Genomic DNA, 15,551 nt, shown 5'->3' with positions numbered 1-15,551 from the left:
TGTTTACAATTGTTTTTTTATTATTTATAAAAAACTTAAAGAAAGCAGTATATCAGAAGTCTTTAATGAAAAAACTGAAAATCTATCGAATTTTCTTTTTATCGTAAACTGAAAGTATTCTCTTTTAGCAAGATTCTCTGATGATGGGACCTGATTTTTTAAATATTTTATGGTATAATTGAAAAGTTGAAATAAATTTAAATATATAAGAGGAAATATGACGAAATTAAGAGAAGACATTAGAAATATTGCTATCATTGCTCACGTCGATCATGGTAAGACAACTTTAGTAGATGAGCTTTTAAAGCAATCACATACACTTGATGCACATAAAGAATTAGAAGAAAGAGCTATGGATTCTAACGATCTTGAAAAAGAACGCGGAATTACCATCTTAGCTAAAAACACTGCTGTGGCTTACAATGATGTTCGTATTAATATCATGGATACCCCAGGACATGCGGACTTTGGGGGAGAAGTTGAGCGGATTATGAAAATGGTAGATGGTGTTGTACTTGTTGTTGATGCCTATGAAGGGACGATGCCACAAACCCGTTTTGTTTTGAAAAAAGCACTTGAACAAAATTTAACGCCGATTGTTGTGGTTAATAAAATTGATAAACCATCAGCTCGTCCAGAGGAAGTTGTTGATGAAGTGCTGGAGCTTTTTATTGAACTGGGTGCAGATGACGATCAATTGGAATTTCCTGTTGTTTATACCTCTGCTATTAATGGAACATCATCTTTATCTGATAATCCAGCTGACCAAGAACCGACAATGGCTCCTATCTTTGATACCATTATTGAGCATATTCCGGCTCCGGTAGATAATTCTGAGGAACCTTTACAGTTCCAGGTGTCGCTTCTTGACTATAATGATTTTGTCGGAAGAATTGGTATTGGACGTGTTTTTCGCGGCAATATCAAGGTTGGCGATCAAGTCACTCTTTCTAAACTTGATGGTTCGACTAAAAATTTCCGTGTGACCAAGCTTTTTGGCTTTTTCGGACTGGAACGCCGTGAGATCAAGGAAGCTAAGGCCGGTGACTTGATTGCTGTTTCAGGTATGGAAGATATTTTTGTGGGAGAAACAATCACACCGACCGACGCTATAGAACCGCTCCCAATTCTTCATATTGACGAACCGACCCTCCAAATGACTTTCTTGGTCAATAATTCTCCTTTTGCAGGCCGCGAAGGTAAATGGGTTACTTCGCGTAAAGTTGAAGAACGTCTTTTGGCGGAGTTGCAAACAGATGTCTCCCTTCGCGTTGATCCGACAGATTCTCCAGATAAGTGGACTGTTTCGGGACGCGGGGAACTGCATTTGTCTATTCTCATTGAAACAATGCGCCGAGAAGGTTATGAACTGCAGGTATCACGTCCAGAAGTGATTATTAAAGAAGTTGACGGCGTCAAGATGGAACCATTTGAACGTGTTCAGATTGATACACCAGAAGAGTATCAAGGTTCAGTCATTCAGTCCTTATCAGAGCGCAAGGGTGATATGTTAGATATGCAGGCAACTGGCAATGGACAGACACGTCTTGTTTTTCTTGTTCCTGCACGCGGGCTTATTGGTTATTCTACAGAATTTCTCTCCATGACACATGGTTATGGTATTATGAATCATACTTTTGATCAGTATATGCCGGTTGTGCCAAGTGAAATTGGCGGCCGCCACCGTGGAGCCTTAGTTTCGATCGATACAGGGAAAGCAACGACCTATTCAATCATGTCTATTGAAGAGCGTGGGACTATTTTTGTTAATCCCGGAACTGAGGTCTATGAAGGGATGATTATTGGTGAAAATGCGCGGGATAACGATTTAACCGTTAATATTACTAAGGCAAAACAGATGACCAATGTACGCTCAGCAACGAAAGATCAGACAGCTGTTATAAAAACACCGCGTATTCTGACGCTTGAAGAATCTCTTGAATTTCTTAATGATGATGAATATATGGAAGTAACACCAGAATCTATTCGTTTGCGTAAGCAAATTTTAGATAAAAACCAGCGTGCTAAGGCGGCTAAAAAGAAGAAATCGTCTGAAGAATAGGATAAGAGGCCGGTCTAGGAGGAAGGAAAAATGTTTTATGCTATCATTGCTATTTTAATTCTTATGTATTACATTTTTATCGCTCCTAAGACAGTCAAGAGCACAATGAATATGATTTCTCTTGTAGGCATTATTGCTCTTCTCTTGGTTTTAACAGGAATGGCCCTCATGCGCCTTATCCAATCACCTCCTGAAATATTTGTAGGAATTGGTATGTCAGCTGTGGGGTATTATAGTCTTAATGACGTTATGAAATTAAGTACAAAGCCCAAAAAATCTAAAAGAGAAAAATATTAAAAAGTAATTAATAATGAAAGCACCTTTTTTCTGATTATCTGTATCAGAGGTGCTTTTTCAATACCTTTAGCTGCCATTAGGAAATAAATCAATAGAAGATCTCTTTCTGCTTTTAAATCTTGAAAAACTTACCCATTAAAGGTAGAATAATAAAGAATGTACTGTACAAGAAGGGAATTAAAATGAAAGATGTGACTCAATTTAACAATAAAAAGATTCTTGTTTTGGGTTTGGCGCGTTCAGGCGAAGCAGCAGCACGCTTACTGGCAGAGCTGGGGGCTATTGTAACCGTAAATGATAGTAGGGCTTTTGATGAAAATCCATCAGCTCAGACATTATTGGAAGAAGGCATCAAGGTTATCTGCGGCAGCCATCCTTTAGAGCTTCTTGATGAAGAATTTTCTTACATGGTTAAAAACCCAGGAATTCCCTACAGTAATCCTATGGTTGTCCGAGCAGCTGAAAAAGGGATACCGATTATTACTGAAATTGAGTTGGCCTACTTAATTTCTGAGGCCCCAATCATTGGGATTACAGGTTCAAATGGTAAAACAACAACGACAACCATGATCGCCAATATATTAAACCAAGCAGGTCAGACAGCCTTGCTGTCTGGTAACATTGGCTTTCCTGCCAGCGAGGTAGCACAAAAGGCAAAAGCCAATGATACTTTAGTCATGGAACTGTCTTCATTTCAATTAATGGGAACAGAAACTTTCCATCCACATATTGCTTTAATAACCAATTTAATGCCAACACATATTGACTATCATGGAAGTTTTGAAAATTATGTGGCAGCTAAATGGAATATTCAAAAAAAGATGACATCAAAAGATTTTGTCATTCTTAACTTCAATCAAGATTTAGCAAAAGAATTGGCTGCAAAAACAAAAGCGGCTATTATTCCTTTTTCAACCAAAGAAAAAGTTGATGGTGCTTATCTGGATGGTGATCAGCTCTGCTTTAAAGGTCAAGTAATCATGAAGGCTGAAGAAATTGGTGTGCCAGGAGAACATAATATCGAAAATGCTTTAGCAGCAATTGCGGCAGCTAAAATTTCTGGTGTAGAAAATGAAGCCATTGCAGCAGCGCTTTCTCATTTTAGCGGTGTTAAACATCGTTTACAATTTCTTGGAAAAGTAAAAGGCGTGCAATTTTACAATGATAGCAAATCCACCAATATTTTAGCCACTCAGAAAGCTTTGTCAGGTTTTGACAAAAATAAGGTTATTTTAATTGCCGGAGGGCTTGATCGTGGTAATGAATTTGATGAACTCATCCCAGATATTAGAGGGGTGAAGAAGATGGTTATTTTAGGAGAATCGGCTCCGCGTCTTAAACGTGCTGCTGATAAGGCAGGTGTTAGCTACAAAGATGCTGGAAATGTCGCAGATGCAGCACACATAGCTTTTGAGGAAGCAAATCCAGGTGACATTATTCTTCTAAGCCCAGCCAATGCAAGTTGGGATATGTATAAAAATTTCGAAGTACGTGGTGATGAATTCATTGCAGCTTTTGAAGCAATTAAGGGAGAATAAAATGGCAAATAAGAAGATTGTCTTTACAGGAGGAGGAACAGTGGGGCATGTAACCCTAAATCTCCTTTTAATTCCCCGTTTTTTAAAAGATGGCTGGGAGGTACACTATATTGGCGCTAAAGATGGTATTGAATATGAACAGATTAAAGCGTCTGGGTTTGATGTTACTTTTCATTCTATTGCAACAGGAAAGTTGAGGCGTTATTTTTCCTGGCAGAATATGTTGGACGTTTTTAAAGTTGGTTGGGGAATTCTACAATCCTTTGTGATTATAGCAAGGCTCCGGCCGCAAGTTCTTTTTTCTAAAGGAGGATTTGTTTCGGTTCCTCCAGTCATTGCTGCAAGATTTTTAAAAGTTCCGGTATTTGTTCATGAATCGGACTTATCTATGGGATTAGCTAATAGAATTGCTTATAAGTTTGCAACAACCATGTATACGACTTTTAAACAGGCTTCTAGTTTAAATAAAACAAAACATGTGGGTGCTGTTACTAAAATTGAAAATTCTGAAAAAACGCCTAATGCTAAACAACTTGCTGAAATAAAAAAACAGTTTGATCCCAGCTTAAAAACATTGCTTTTTATTGGAGGTTCAGCAGGTGCAAAAGTATTCAATCGTTTTATTTCTGAATCTCCAGAACTAATGCAGCACTATAATATTATCAATATTTCTGGGGATCAAGCTTTAAATGGTTTAAGTAAACATTTATATCGTGTGAATTATGTTACAGATCTTTATCAGCCTTTGATGGATATGGCAGACCTTGTTGTAACACGTGGCGGTTCCAATACTTTGTTTGAACTTTTAGCAATGCATAAACTTCATTTAATCATTCCCTTAGGAAAAGAAGCTAGTCGGGGAGATCAATTGGAAAATGCTTTGTATTTTGAAAAACAAGGCTATGCTCAGCAATTATCTGAAAAAGACTTGACCTTTGAAGCACTCCATGCAAAGGTAGAAGATTTGCTAATGCAGCAAGAGAGTTTTAAGCAGGCTATGAAATTATCAAATGAAGTAAAATCACCTGATGAATTTTATGCTCTTTTAGTGCAGGATATAAAAGAGCAAAGTAAAGGAAAATAATGGCAAAAGACAAAGATAGAGATAAGGAAAAACAAGAAAATAAGGAAACAGCTTCCTTAACGCAATGGCAGCAGCGTAATTTAGAGTTCCTCAAAAAAAGACAAGAAGAAAAACTTGAAAAAGAAAAAAAAGAGGAACAGCGCATGGCTGAAAAAAAGGCCCAGTTTCAAGCTGAGAAAGAAACAGATAAGCCTGTTAAAAAGGTAACTGAGACTACAGATGAAAAATCCGCCAAGGAAGCTAAAGAGGAATCTTTCAAGTCTATAGCTCAGACCAAAAAGAAGAAAGTTAAAAAAAAGAAAAAGGCTCCTGTCATTCCTCGAAAAGAATTGTGGCAGGCTCTGCTGATTATTATAATTTCCTCTTTTGTTTTAATGGCTTCCTTATTTATGATCAGTCCTTTCAGCCGTCAAAAAACAGTAAGCGTTTCTGGCAGTAAGAATGCTATTGAAGCAGAGATTATTGAAAAGTCTGGTATAAAGAAGTCCGATTATTTAACTCATCTAATCTTTAATAGGAAACACTATGAAAAGGCCATTGAACAAAAGGATAACTGGATAAAAAAAGCCAGAATAGATTATCGTTTTCCTAATAAATTTACCATAAAAGTAAAGGAATATAATATTTTGGCCTATACACAGACCGATAAAGGCTATATTCCTATTTTAGAAAATGGCACCCGGGTTGATACAGTCAATGCTTCAGAACTGCCGGAGTCATTTTTAAAGATTAACTTGGATGATAAGGAAGCTGTTCGTAGGCTTGTTCAAAAGTTGGCTAAGGTGGATAAAGCGATTGTTGAGCAAATTAAGACAATTTCATCAGCTAATTCTCGCTCAACAAAAGATTTGCTTTTGTTAGAAATGAAGGATGGCTACACGATCCGAGTTCCTCTGTCTGATATTGACACCAAGCTGCCTTACTATCCAAAGATTAAAAAGGATAAAGCAGACGGCAGTATTATTGACATGGAAGTTGGGCTTTATAGCACATCACCTGAAATTGAGGCGAAACTTGATGATAACAGATCTAAAGCCAACTCAGAATCATCCAATAATTCGACAACTCCTGACAAAGAAAATACATCATCTGATGCTGATAGTTCACAAAGCAGTTCTGATGCAGTAACGGAAGCCACGACTTCTCAGTAATGCCATAGAGCACAAGAAATTAAGTTTATATAACAAAAAGAGTAAAATGCTTAACATTTTACCTTTTTTTATGGTATAATATTTTCTGAATAATTCTGTTTAGGACAGTTTTGAATAGTAATAGATTGGAAAGATAGAGAGGTCGAGTAAATGGCTAGAGATGGCTTTTTTACAGGATTGGATATAGGAACAAGTTCAATTAAAGTTTTAGTCGCTGAATTTATTGAAGGTAGTATGAATGTCATTGGTGTCAGTAATATCAAAAGTTCAGGCGTCAAAGACGGTATTATTATTGACATAGATTCAGCAGCAGAAGCTATTAAAGCAGCAGTAGAAGATGCAGAAGAAAAAGCAGGGATGTCCATCAGTAAAGTCAATGTCGGCCTTCCTGCCAATCTTCTTCAAATTGAGCCAACGCAAGGTATGATACCTGTTCCTAGTGAATCAAAGGAAATTAAAGATGAAGATGTTGATAGTGTAGTGCGTTCCGCCTTGACTAAGAGTATTACACCGGAACGTGAAGTAATCTCACTTATTCCTGAAGAGTTTATCGTTGACGGATTTCAAGGGATCCGCGATCCTCGTGGAATGATGGGGATCCGTTTGGAAATGCGCGGTTTGATTTATACTGGCCCCAGTACTATTTTGCATAACCTTCGAACAACTGTGGAACGCGCAGGTATTGAAGTGGAAAATATTATCATATCACCGCTATCTTTGACTAAGTCTGTATTAAATGAGGGCGAACGTGAATTCGGGGCTACGGTTATTGATATGGGCGGCGGCCAAACGACTGTTGCTACTATGCGGGCGCAGGAATTACAATTTACAAATACTTATGCTGAGGGAGGAGATTATGTCACTAAAGATATTTCAAAAGTCCTTAAGACCTCTCATCAAGTTGCTGAAGCTCTGAAATTTAATTTTGGAGAAGCTAATATAACAGCAGCCAGCCCAACTGAAAAAGTTCAGGTTGAAGTTGTTGGTGAAAGGGAACCCGTAGAGGTGACGGAACGCTATTTATCAGAGATCATCTCTGCTCGGGTTCATCATTTGCTTGACCGTATTAAACAAGATTTAGAACGCGGCAGATTATTAGATTTGCCAGGTGGTATTGTAATTGTTGGCGGTGCTGCTATTATGCCTGGAGTTGTTGAAGTTGCTCAGGAAATTTTTGGACCTAACGTTAAACTTCACGTTCCCAATCAGGTAGGTATTCGCAATCCTATGTTTGCTAATATTATCAGTATTGTTGAATACGTTGGAACTCTTACGGATGTAGATGTTATAGCTCAAGGTGCTGTTTCTGGTGATGAAAAACTAAGAAGAAAACCAATTGACCTCAGACCGTCTGGAGTTGCTCCTAAGACTAGAAGTTTTGCTCAGCCTCAAGAATCTACAAGTCTTGAAACTCAGTTAGAGCAATTACCGCCTCAAGGTGAAGAAAAAGGTCAGCCAAAACAAAAAATGGGTGATCGTGTACGTAATCTTTTTGGTAACATGTTTGATTAAGAATAAAGCGAGGAAAAAGTAACATGGCATTTTCATTTGATGCAGCATCGGTTCAAGGTGCAGTAATTAAAGTTATCGGAGTTGGCGGTGGCGGCGGCAACGCCATCAACCGTATGATTGATGAAGGCGTGGCTGGAGTCGAATTTATTGCAGCCAATACTGATATTCAAGCTTTAAGCAGTTCAAAGGCTGAAACTGTTGTTCAGCTAGGACCTAAATTAACGCGCGGACTTGGGGCAGGAGGACAGCCTGAAATCGGCCGCAAAGCAGCAGAAGAAAGCGAAGAAGCTCTGACAGAAGCCCTTACAGGGGCAGATATGGTATTCATTACTGCTGGAATGGGTGGCGGTTCTGGTACAGGTGCAGCTCCGGTTATTGCAAGAATTGCAAAGGGGCTGGGCTCACTTACAGTTGCTGTTGTAACCCGTCCATTTGGTTTCGAAGGAAATAAGCGCAGTAATTTTGCTGTTGAAGGTATTAATGAGCTGCGCAGCGAAGTGGATACACTTCTTATTATTTCAAATAATAATTTATTAGAAATTGTTGATAAAAAGACACCTTTACTAGAAGCACTCAGCGAAGCTGACAATGTTCTTCGTCAAGGTGTGCAAGGCATTACTGATTTAATTACGAGTCCTGGGCTTATCAATCTTGACTTTGCTGATGTGAAAACAGTTATGGCAAGTAAAGGAAACGCTCTTATGGGGATCGGTATTGGTACTGGTGAGGAACGTGTTGTTGAAGCTGCTCGTAAAGCAATTTACTCACCGCTCCTTGAAACAACTATTGATGGTGCAGAGGATGTTATTGTCAATGTTACTGGCGGACTTGATATGACTCTGACAGAAGCGGAAGAAGCTTCAGAAATTGTTAGTCAGGCTGCTGGCCAAGGTGTTAATATTTGGCTTGGTACAGCAATTGATGATACAATGAAAGATGAAATCCGCGTAACTGTTGTAGCTACCGGTGTTCGTCCCGATCAAGCAGAACAAGTTTCAGGCATTCGCTCAGTTCCTTCATACAATCAGCCAAGGCCGCAGCAACAATCTCCTGTAAATCGTGGTTCACGTACTAATCAACCAAATTTTGAACGCCGTCAGAATTTTGATTTTGATATGAATGAATCACCTGAAGTGCCAACAGCTGATCCGCAGCAAACACAATCTCGCCAAGAGGCGCAAGATCAGCAATCAGCTTTTGGTGATTGGGATTTAAGGCGTGAGAGTATCGCGCGACCAACTGAAGGCGAAATTGACAGCCAGCTGAAAATGAGTACTTTCTCAGCTGATTCAGATGATGATGACGAATTGGAAACACCTCCTTTCTTTAAAAATCGCTAATGATGGATCTAAAACATAATAAAGAACGTATTTATCAGGACGTTTCTGCACATACTCAGGCAGCAGGCCGTCATAAAGATGAGGTGACTATTATTGCTGTGACAAAGTATGTTGATAGTCATACAGCTGAGGAGCTTGTCAAAACCGGCGTTAAGCATATTGCTGAAAATCGTGTAGATAAGTTTCTTGATAAATACCAAGCATTGACTGACTATGATTTAACCTGGCATTTGATTGGGAGTTTGCAGCGCCGAAAGGTAAAGGACGTGATTAATCTTGTTGATTATTTCCATGCTCTGGATTCTGTAAAATTGGCAGCTGAGATTCAAAAACGTGCTCAACATAAGATTAAATGCTTTCTTCAAGTTAATATTTCTGGCGAAGAAAGCAAACATGGTTTTAAACCATCTGAAATAAGCAAAGTGCTTGAAGAAATTCAGCAATTTGATAAAATTGAACTTGTTGGCTTAATGACTATGGCTCCCATAGATGCTCAAGAAGCAGATTTAGATGATATTTTCAGCAAAGCCAATAAATTAAAGAATAACTTAAAAGAAAAAAATTTGAAGAATATGCCATTTACTGAGTTGAGCATAGGGATGAGCCGCGATTATCCAATCGCTATCCAAAATGGTGCTACTTTTGTCAGAATAGGCAGCGCATTCTTTAAATGAAACGGAGAGATCAATGGCACTTAGAGACAGCTTTAACAAAATTATTTCTTACTTTGATACTGATGAAGTTAGCGAAGTAGAAGAGCCTGCAGCTTCTTCTAATCGACAGCAAGAGGCTCCAAAACAGCGTCCTGTTACCCAGAGACAGGCACCCATGCCTCAGTCTCGGCAAACTTCAAAAGGAGAACAGCCAGCACCGCAAATGCGTCGGCCGAGTGAGGAGACAATCCATCCTCTGCCTACATCACGTCGTGTCAATAATAATCAGCAGTCTGCTCAAGAAAAAACAACGATTGCCCTTAAGTATCCACGTAAATATGAAGATGCGGAAGAGATTGTTGATTTATTGATCAGAAATGAATGTGTTCTTATTGATTTCCAATATATGCTTGAAGCACAAGCACGTCGTTGTTTGGATTTTATTGATGGTGCTGGTAAGGTATTGGCAGGAAACCTTCAGAAGGTTGGACCTTCTATGTATCTTCTAACTCCAATTAACGTTATTGTTGACATTGAAGAGATGAATTTAGCAGCAAATGGACAAGATGTTAACTTTAACTATGATATGAAGAGACGTTAATATGATTTCAGCTTATATCATATTTGTTCTGGCAAGGGTGACAGAAATTTATTCTGTTTTATTGGCTCTTTATGCTCTTTTGTCTTGGTTTCCTAATGCTTACGATACGTTCTTGGGCAGATTATTAAGAGATATCGTAGAACCTGTGTTAAAACCGTTTGAACGTTTAAATCTTCAATTTGCTGGTTTAGATTTTACGATTATATTTGTCATAATAGTCTTAAATGGTTTAACACGTCTTCTAATGATGTTACTTGTTTAATATGGCAAAACAAAATATTTATCAGCATTTTAATATAGAAGAGCATGACTTAATTGAAAAAACTTATGATATAATCAAACAGGTAGAAGATAGCTATACTCATTATGTAACAGATTTTATTAACCCCAGACAGGTTAAAGTGATGCAGACGATTATCAGCCAGACAGATTTACAAGTCTATCTTAGTTCTGATTATATTCCTTCTGAATATGCTAGATTATTAATTGCTCCAGTTTATTATGAGCTGGATATAGCAGATTTTGAGATAAGTCTACTTGAAATTAATTATAATAATAAGTTTAATCGTTTAACACATGCACAGATATTAGGAACTTTGCTCAATAAGCTTGGTGTTAAACGGCAGATACTTGGAGATATTATTGTTCAAGAAAGAAGAGCACAATTTTTTATTGAAAGCTCAATGGTCTCTTATTTAACAGCTCAGGTTTCGAAAATAGGTAAAGCTGCTGTTAGTTTTAAAAAACTAGAACTAAATGAGCAGTTAGAAAATCCCTCGGACTATACAGAAGTAGATATTTTGGTTTCCAGTATGCGTTTGGATAAAGTAATATCGTCTGTTTTAAAAGTTTCCAGGGGAACCGCAAGTAAATTAATTGAAGGTGAAAAAGTCAAGCTGAATTACCTAGTTCAATCTAAAATTTCTTGTTTGGTTGAAGTAGGTGATTTAGTTAGCATAAGAGGTTATGGCAGGTTTATCCTAAAAAGAGACAATGGTTTTTCAAAAAGTGGAAAATATAAGTTAACAATTGATCGCATCACATATAAACATAAATAAGGAGAAAAAAATGGCAATTACGGCACTTGAAATCAAAGATAAAACCTTTGGTACAAAAATGTTTGGATACAATACTCAAGAAGTAGAAGAGTTCTTGGATATTGTTGTTGATGATTATGAAGAGTTGGTGCGTACAAATCGAGAAAAAGATAATCGTATCAAAGAGTTAGAAGATAAGTTGGGATACTTTGATGAGATGAAAGAATCTCTTAGTCAATCCGTTATTTTAGCTCAAGAAACAGCTGAAAAAGTTAAGATTTCAGCCAACACAGAATCAACGAATATTCTTAATAAAGCGACTTATGAGGCACAGCAATTAATTGATGAAGCCAAAGCTAAAGCTAATCAAATTCTCCGTGATTCAACAGATGAAGCCAAACGTATTGCTGTAGAAACAGAAGAATTAAAACGGCAAAGCCGTGTTTTCCATCAGCACCTCTTATCAGTTGTTGAAGGGCAATTGACCCTTGCAAATTCTCCTGAGTGGACAGATCTTTTACAGCCTACGGCTGTTTATCTTCAAAATTCAGATGCTGCTTTTAAAGAAGTTGTTGAAAAAGTTCTTGATGAACATGTCCCAGAAGCTTCATCAACAGAACCTATTGATGTGACACATCAGTTTACTCCAGAGGAAATGGAAGAGCTGAATCGTCGTGTTGCTGAAAGTAACAAAGAATTGGAAGAAACTCAGACTGATCAGCAGCCTATTATTATTGAAGCAGACGATGAAACAACTTCTGATGAGCCTAATTTAAATGAAACTCAAACTTTTAAATTGAATATTAATGATTAACAAAAACACAGGTTTAATGAATAGATCCAGCGAGTAGATGGCAGTGGAAGATCTACGCTCCCTTCATTAAGACCTATCCTTTTGTTTATTCCTATCTGAAATGATTTATAGGATAGGAGGTAAGCTTACCTTACAAGCAAAGAGGGATAAATATAGTATACTGTATTTATCTAAACCAAGGTGGTACCACGAGCTTTCGTCCTTTGATGAAGGTTCTTTTTTATTATTTTATTGATGAGGTTATTATGAAATTAAAAGAAACTTTGAATCTTGGAAAAACAGCATTTCCTATGCGTGCAGGTCTTCCTAATAAAGAGCCACAATGGCAAAAGGAATGGGATGAGGCAGATGTTTATACCAGACGTCAGGAATTAAATGCTAATAAACCGACTTTCTTCTTGCATGACGGACCTCCTTATGCGAATGGAAATATCCATGTAGGGCATGCACTTAATAAAATTTCCAAGGATATTATAGTTCGTTCAAAGTCAATGTCAGGTTTCAGAGCTCCCTATGTTCCTGGTTGGGATACACATGGTCTGCCGATTGAGCAGGTCTTAGCTAAAAAAGGCGTTAAGCGTAAAGAACTGGATCGTTCAGAATATTTAAAAATGTGCCATGATTATGCGCTCAGCCAAGTTGATAAACAGCGTGAAGACTTTAAGCGTCTAGGTGTTTCTGCAGACTGGAAGAATCCTTATATAACTTTGGTTCCAGCTTATGAGGCTGCTCAGCTTCGTGTTTTTGGAGCTATGGCAGATAAAGGCTATATTTACCGCGGTGCGAAGCCTGTGTATTGGTCATGGTCATCGGAATCAGCCTTGGCTGAAGCAGAAATTGAATATCATGATATTGATTCAACTTCACTTTTTTATGCCAATCAAGTTAAAGATGGTAAGGGAGTTCTAGATCAAGAGACTTATATTGTAGTCTGGACAACTACCCCTTTTACTATTACAGCTTCACGCGGCTTAACTGTTGGTCCCGATCTTGATTATGTCGTTGTAAAACCCAATAATGATAGTCGTAAATTTGTTGTTGCCAAAGCTTTGCTTCCAGAATTGACTGAGCGGTTTGCTTGGGAAAATCCTGAAGTTCTTTCGCAGCATAAAGGAATTGAACTTGATCGTATTGTAACAGCTCATCCTTGGGACGAGGAAGTAGAAGAGTTGGTTATGAATGGTGACCATGTAACCCTTGATTCAGGTACTGGAATTGTTCATACAGCTCCTGGATTTGGTGAGGATGACTACAATGTTAGTATGAAATATGGATTAGAAGTAGTTGTAACTGTCAATGAGCGTGGCATCATGATGGAAAATGCTGGGGCAGATTTTCAAGGGCAGTTTTATGATAAAGTGCTGCCAACAGTTAAAGAAAAACTTGGTGATTTACTACTAGCTTCTGAGGTCATAACTCACTCCTATCCTTTTGACTGGCGGACTAAAAAACCAATTATTTGGAGAGCAGTACCGCAATGGTTTGCTTCAGTTTCTAAATTCCGTCAAGATATTCTTGATGAAATTGAACGTACAGGTTTTTATCCAGAATGGGGCCGTACCCGTCTTTACAATATGATCCGTGACCGTGGAGATTGGGTTATCTCTCGTCAGCGTATTTGGGGAGTTCCTCTTCCTATATTCTACGCAGAAGATGGGACTGCTATTATGACTAAGGAAGTAATAGATCATGTGGCGAAGCTCTTTGAAAAACATGGTTCTGTTGTCTGGTGGGAACGTGAAGCTAAAGATCTTCTTCCGGAAGGTTTCAGTCATCCAGGGTCTCCAAATGGGAAATTTACTAAAGAAACAGATATTATGGATGTTTGGTTTGATTCAGGTTCGTCATGGAATGGGGTTATGAATGCACGGCAAGAACTTGGTTATCCAGCTGATCTTTATCTTGAAGGATCAGACCAATACCGCGGCTGGTTTAATTCTTCATTAATTACTTCTGTTGCTGTAAATGGACATGCTCCATATAAAACCGTCTTGTCACAAGGATTTGTACTTGATGGTAAAGGTGAGAAGATGTCTAAATCCAAAGGCAATATTATTTCACCAAATGATGTTGCGAAACAATATGGTGCTGAAATATTGCGTCTTTGGGTAGCTTCTGTTGATACTAATAGTGATGTTCGTGTTTCTATGGAAATTTTAGCACAAGTTTCAGAAACTTATCGTAAAATTCGCAATACTCTACGTTTCTTAGTAGCCAATACAGCAGATTTCAATCCTCATGTCCATAAGCTTCCTTATGAAGATTTGCGGCCTGTTGATAAATATATGACAATCAAATTTAATCAATTGGTAGCAAGTATCCGCAATTCTTATGAAAATTATGATTTTCTTAGTATCTATAAGTCTGTTGTTCATTTCATTACCGTTGATTTATCTGCTTTTTACTTAGATTTTGCTAAAGATGTGGTTTATATTGAAGCAGAAGATAGTCTTGCTCGCCGCCAAATGCAGACAGTTTTTTATAATATCCTGCTTAATATCACAAAATTATTAACACCGATTATTCCTCATACGTCCGAAGAAATTTGGTCTTATCTTGAATTTGAATCCGAAGATTTTGTACAGCTTTCTGAAATGCCAGAAGCGAAAGAATTTGCTGATCAAGAGGCCATTCTTGAGGAATGGGAGGCCTTTATGGCGCTTCGAACACAAGCACAAAAGGCTTTGGAAGAAGCACGTAATGAAAAAATTATTGGTAGATCTTTGGAAGCCCATCTGACGATTTATGCTGGTGAGGAAATTAAAACGTTGTTGGCAACACTGGACAGTGACATTGCTCAGCTTCTTATTGTTTCGCAATTGACAGTGACAGAAGAAAAAGCACCTGAAAATGCTCTTGCTTTTGAGGATGTTGCTTTTATGGTCGAACGCGCTGATGGAGAGGTCTGTGAACGCTGTCGCCGTGTTGATCCAACAGTGAAAGAACGCCCTTATAATGCTAGGGTATGTGATCATTGTGCAAAGATACTGGAAAATAATTTCTCAGTAGCGACTGCAGAAGGATTTGAAGATAAATAAAGAAAAGAGAAAAGAGACTTTGGTTATTACATGTTTACCTTACGTTTGATGTGATAAACCAAGTCTTTTTTATCTTGGCAAAAAATAAAAACGCAAGGTAGTAATTGCGTTTTTAAACTATAGGAATTGAAATTTCAATTAAATTTGCAGTATGGAGTGTTTTTAATTGATCTGATAGAATAATTTTGGGATCAATTTTTCGTTTGAGAAAAAATTCACGAATGGCTTCAATTTCGCTGTCTTTAATGGCACGATGTTTATTGGAAATTAAAATTTCATAGTGTTTCGGTGCTTGTGTAAAGACAACATCTGTATTACCAGCTGAATAGGTTTCAACTAAAACAGCATCAGTGTTTTGCAACTGGCTTTTAACTAATCGTTGGTTGCTGCTTGTTGTATTAATTAGTCTCATGGTTTTCCTCCT

At 37.8% G+C, this 15,551-nt stretch carries 14 protein-coding genes; 13 read left to right on the top strand and 1 reads right to left on the bottom strand.

Features of this window, described 5'->3' with window-relative positions:
- Window positions 1-217 precede the first annotated feature (217 nt).
- The 13 genes from typA to ileS all read left to right on the top strand — a co-directional run bounded on the left by typA (window position 218) and on the right by ileS (window position 15,127).
- Window positions 218-2,062: a translational GTPase TypA gene (typA, locus tag STRMA_RS05510; protein WP_003082058.1), complete on the top strand. Its 1,845-nt coding sequence runs from the start codon at window positions 218-220 to the stop codon at window positions 2,060-2,062.
- Window positions 2,063-2,092: 30 nt separating this feature from the next.
- Complete coding sequence (locus STRMA_RS05505; protein ID WP_003081387.1) at window positions 2,093-2,359, top strand: DUF3165 family protein; 267 nt, start codon at window positions 2,093-2,095, stop codon at window positions 2,357-2,359.
- Between the two features lie 182 nt (window positions 2,360-2,541).
- On the top strand, window positions 2,542-3,897 hold the full coding sequence (gene murD, locus STRMA_RS05500) for a UDP-N-acetylmuramoyl-L-alanine--D-glutamate ligase (RefSeq protein WP_003078524.1): 1,356 nt from the start codon (window positions 2,542-2,544) through the stop codon (window positions 3,895-3,897).
- A gap of 1 nt (window position 3,898) precedes the next feature.
- Window positions 3,899-4,981, top strand: a complete 1,083-nt coding sequence (locus STRMA_RS05495; RefSeq protein WP_003082020.1) for a UDP-N-acetylglucosamine--N-acetylmuramyl-(pentapeptide) pyrophosphoryl-undecaprenol N-acetylglucosamine transferase — start codon at window positions 3,899-3,901, stop codon at window positions 4,979-4,981.
- The gene (locus tag STRMA_RS05490) at window positions 4,981-6,132 is read left to right on the top strand and encodes a cell division protein FtsQ/DivIB (protein WP_003079163.1); all 1,152 of its coding nucleotides are present in this window, start codon (window positions 4,981-4,983) and stop codon (window positions 6,130-6,132) included. Before STRMA_RS05495 ends, STRMA_RS05490 begins: the two co-directional genes overlap by 1 nt.
- Before the next feature lie 150 nt (window positions 6,133-6,282).
- The gene (gene ftsA, locus STRMA_RS05485) at window positions 6,283-7,644 is read left to right on the top strand and encodes a cell division protein FtsA (protein WP_003081242.1); all 1,362 of its coding nucleotides are present in this window, start codon (window positions 6,283-6,285) and stop codon (window positions 7,642-7,644) included.
- A gap of 23 nt (window positions 7,645-7,667) precedes the next feature.
- Entirely contained in the window at window positions 7,668-8,984 is a 1,317-nt protein-coding gene (gene ftsZ, locus STRMA_RS05480) for a cell division protein FtsZ (RefSeq protein WP_003079927.1), read from the top strand.
- A gap of 2 nt (window positions 8,985-8,986) precedes the next feature.
- Window positions 8,987-9,658, top strand: coding sequence for a YggS family pyridoxal phosphate-dependent enzyme (locus STRMA_RS05475; protein ID WP_040841814.1), 672 nt, complete (start codon window positions 8,987-8,989; stop codon window positions 9,656-9,658).
- A gap of 13 nt (window positions 9,659-9,671) precedes the next feature.
- Window positions 9,672-10,238 (top strand): cell division protein SepF, encoded by a 567-nt coding sequence (locus tag STRMA_RS05470; protein ID WP_003079125.1) that lies wholly within the window; start codon window positions 9,672-9,674, stop codon window positions 10,236-10,238.
- Between the two features lies 1 nt (window position 10,239).
- The gene (locus STRMA_RS05465; RefSeq protein WP_003081616.1) at window positions 10,240-10,500 is read left to right on the top strand and encodes a YggT family protein; all 261 of its coding nucleotides are present in this window, start codon (window positions 10,240-10,242) and stop codon (window positions 10,498-10,500) included.
- Between the two features lies 1 nt (window position 10,501).
- Complete coding sequence (locus STRMA_RS05460; RefSeq protein ID WP_003080344.1) at window positions 10,502-11,296, top strand: YlmH family RNA-binding protein; 795 nt, start codon at window positions 10,502-10,504, stop codon at window positions 11,294-11,296.
- Between the two features lie 10 nt (window positions 11,297-11,306).
- On the top strand, window positions 11,307-12,089 hold the full coding sequence (locus STRMA_RS05455; RefSeq protein ID WP_040841586.1) for a DivIVA domain-containing protein: 783 nt from the start codon (window positions 11,307-11,309) through the stop codon (window positions 12,087-12,089).
- Between the two features lie 245 nt (window positions 12,090-12,334).
- The gene (gene ileS, locus STRMA_RS05450) at window positions 12,335-15,127 is read left to right on the top strand and encodes an isoleucine--tRNA ligase (RefSeq protein WP_003082111.1); all 2,793 of its coding nucleotides are present in this window, start codon (window positions 12,335-12,337) and stop codon (window positions 15,125-15,127) included.
- Between the two features lie 112 nt (window positions 15,128-15,239).
- On the opposite strand, the gene STRMA_RS05445 is transcribed toward ileS, so the two are convergent.
- Window positions 15,240-15,539, bottom strand: coding sequence for a DUF1827 family protein (locus tag STRMA_RS05445; protein WP_003078727.1), 300 nt, complete (start codon window positions 15,537-15,539; stop codon window positions 15,240-15,242).
- Window positions 15,540-15,551 lie beyond the last annotated feature (12 nt).

The sequence above is a fragment of the Streptococcus macacae NCTC 11558 genome, from assembly GCF_000187995.2.
Classification (GTDB): domain Bacteria; phylum Bacillota; class Bacilli; order Lactobacillales; family Streptococcaceae; genus Streptococcus; species Streptococcus macacae.
This window is presented reverse-complemented; position numbering and strand designations above follow the sequence as displayed.

What these genes read in the sequence shown, in the direction of transcription:
- typA (WP_003082058.1), top strand. Translation starts at nt 218, where the DNA reads ATGACGAAATTAAGAGAAGACATTAGAAATATTGCTATCATTGCTCAC.
- STRMA_RS05495 (WP_003082020.1), top strand. Translation starts at nt 3,899, where the DNA reads ATGGCAAATAAGAAGATTGTCTTTACAGGAGGAGGAACAGTGGGGCAT.
- STRMA_RS05475 (WP_040841814.1), top strand. Translation starts at nt 8,987, where the DNA reads ATGGATCTAAAACATAATAAAGAACGTATTTATCAGGACGTTTCTGCA.
- STRMA_RS05460 (WP_003080344.1), top strand. Translation starts at nt 10,502, where the DNA reads ATGGCAAAACAAAATATTTATCAGCATTTTAATATAGAAGAGCATGAC.
- STRMA_RS05445 (WP_003078727.1), bottom strand. Translation starts at nt 15,539, where the DNA reads ATGAGACTAATTAATACAACAAGCAGCAACCAACGATTAGTTAAAAGC.
- ftsZ (WP_003079927.1), top strand. Translation starts at nt 7,668, where the DNA reads ATGGCATTTTCATTTGATGCAGCATCGGTTCAAGGTGCAGTAATTAAA.
- STRMA_RS05470 (WP_003079125.1), top strand. Translation starts at nt 9,672, where the DNA reads ATGGCACTTAGAGACAGCTTTAACAAAATTATTTCTTACTTTGATACT.
- STRMA_RS05505 (WP_003081387.1), top strand. Translation starts at nt 2,093, where the DNA reads ATGTTTTATGCTATCATTGCTATTTTAATTCTTATGTATTACATTTTT.
- ftsA (WP_003081242.1), top strand. Translation starts at nt 6,283, where the DNA reads ATGGCTAGAGATGGCTTTTTTACAGGATTGGATATAGGAACAAGTTCA.
- ileS (WP_003082111.1), top strand. Translation starts at nt 12,335, where the DNA reads ATGAAATTAAAAGAAACTTTGAATCTTGGAAAAACAGCATTTCCTATG.
- murD (WP_003078524.1), top strand. Translation starts at nt 2,542, where the DNA reads ATGAAAGATGTGACTCAATTTAACAATAAAAAGATTCTTGTTTTGGGT.
- STRMA_RS05465 (WP_003081616.1), top strand. Translation starts at nt 10,240, where the DNA reads ATGATTTCAGCTTATATCATATTTGTTCTGGCAAGGGTGACAGAAATT.
- STRMA_RS05455 (WP_040841586.1), top strand. Translation starts at nt 11,307, where the DNA reads ATGGCAATTACGGCACTTGAAATCAAAGATAAAACCTTTGGTACAAAA.
- STRMA_RS05490 (WP_003079163.1), top strand. Translation starts at nt 4,981, where the DNA reads ATGGCAAAAGACAAAGATAGAGATAAGGAAAAACAAGAAAATAAGGAA.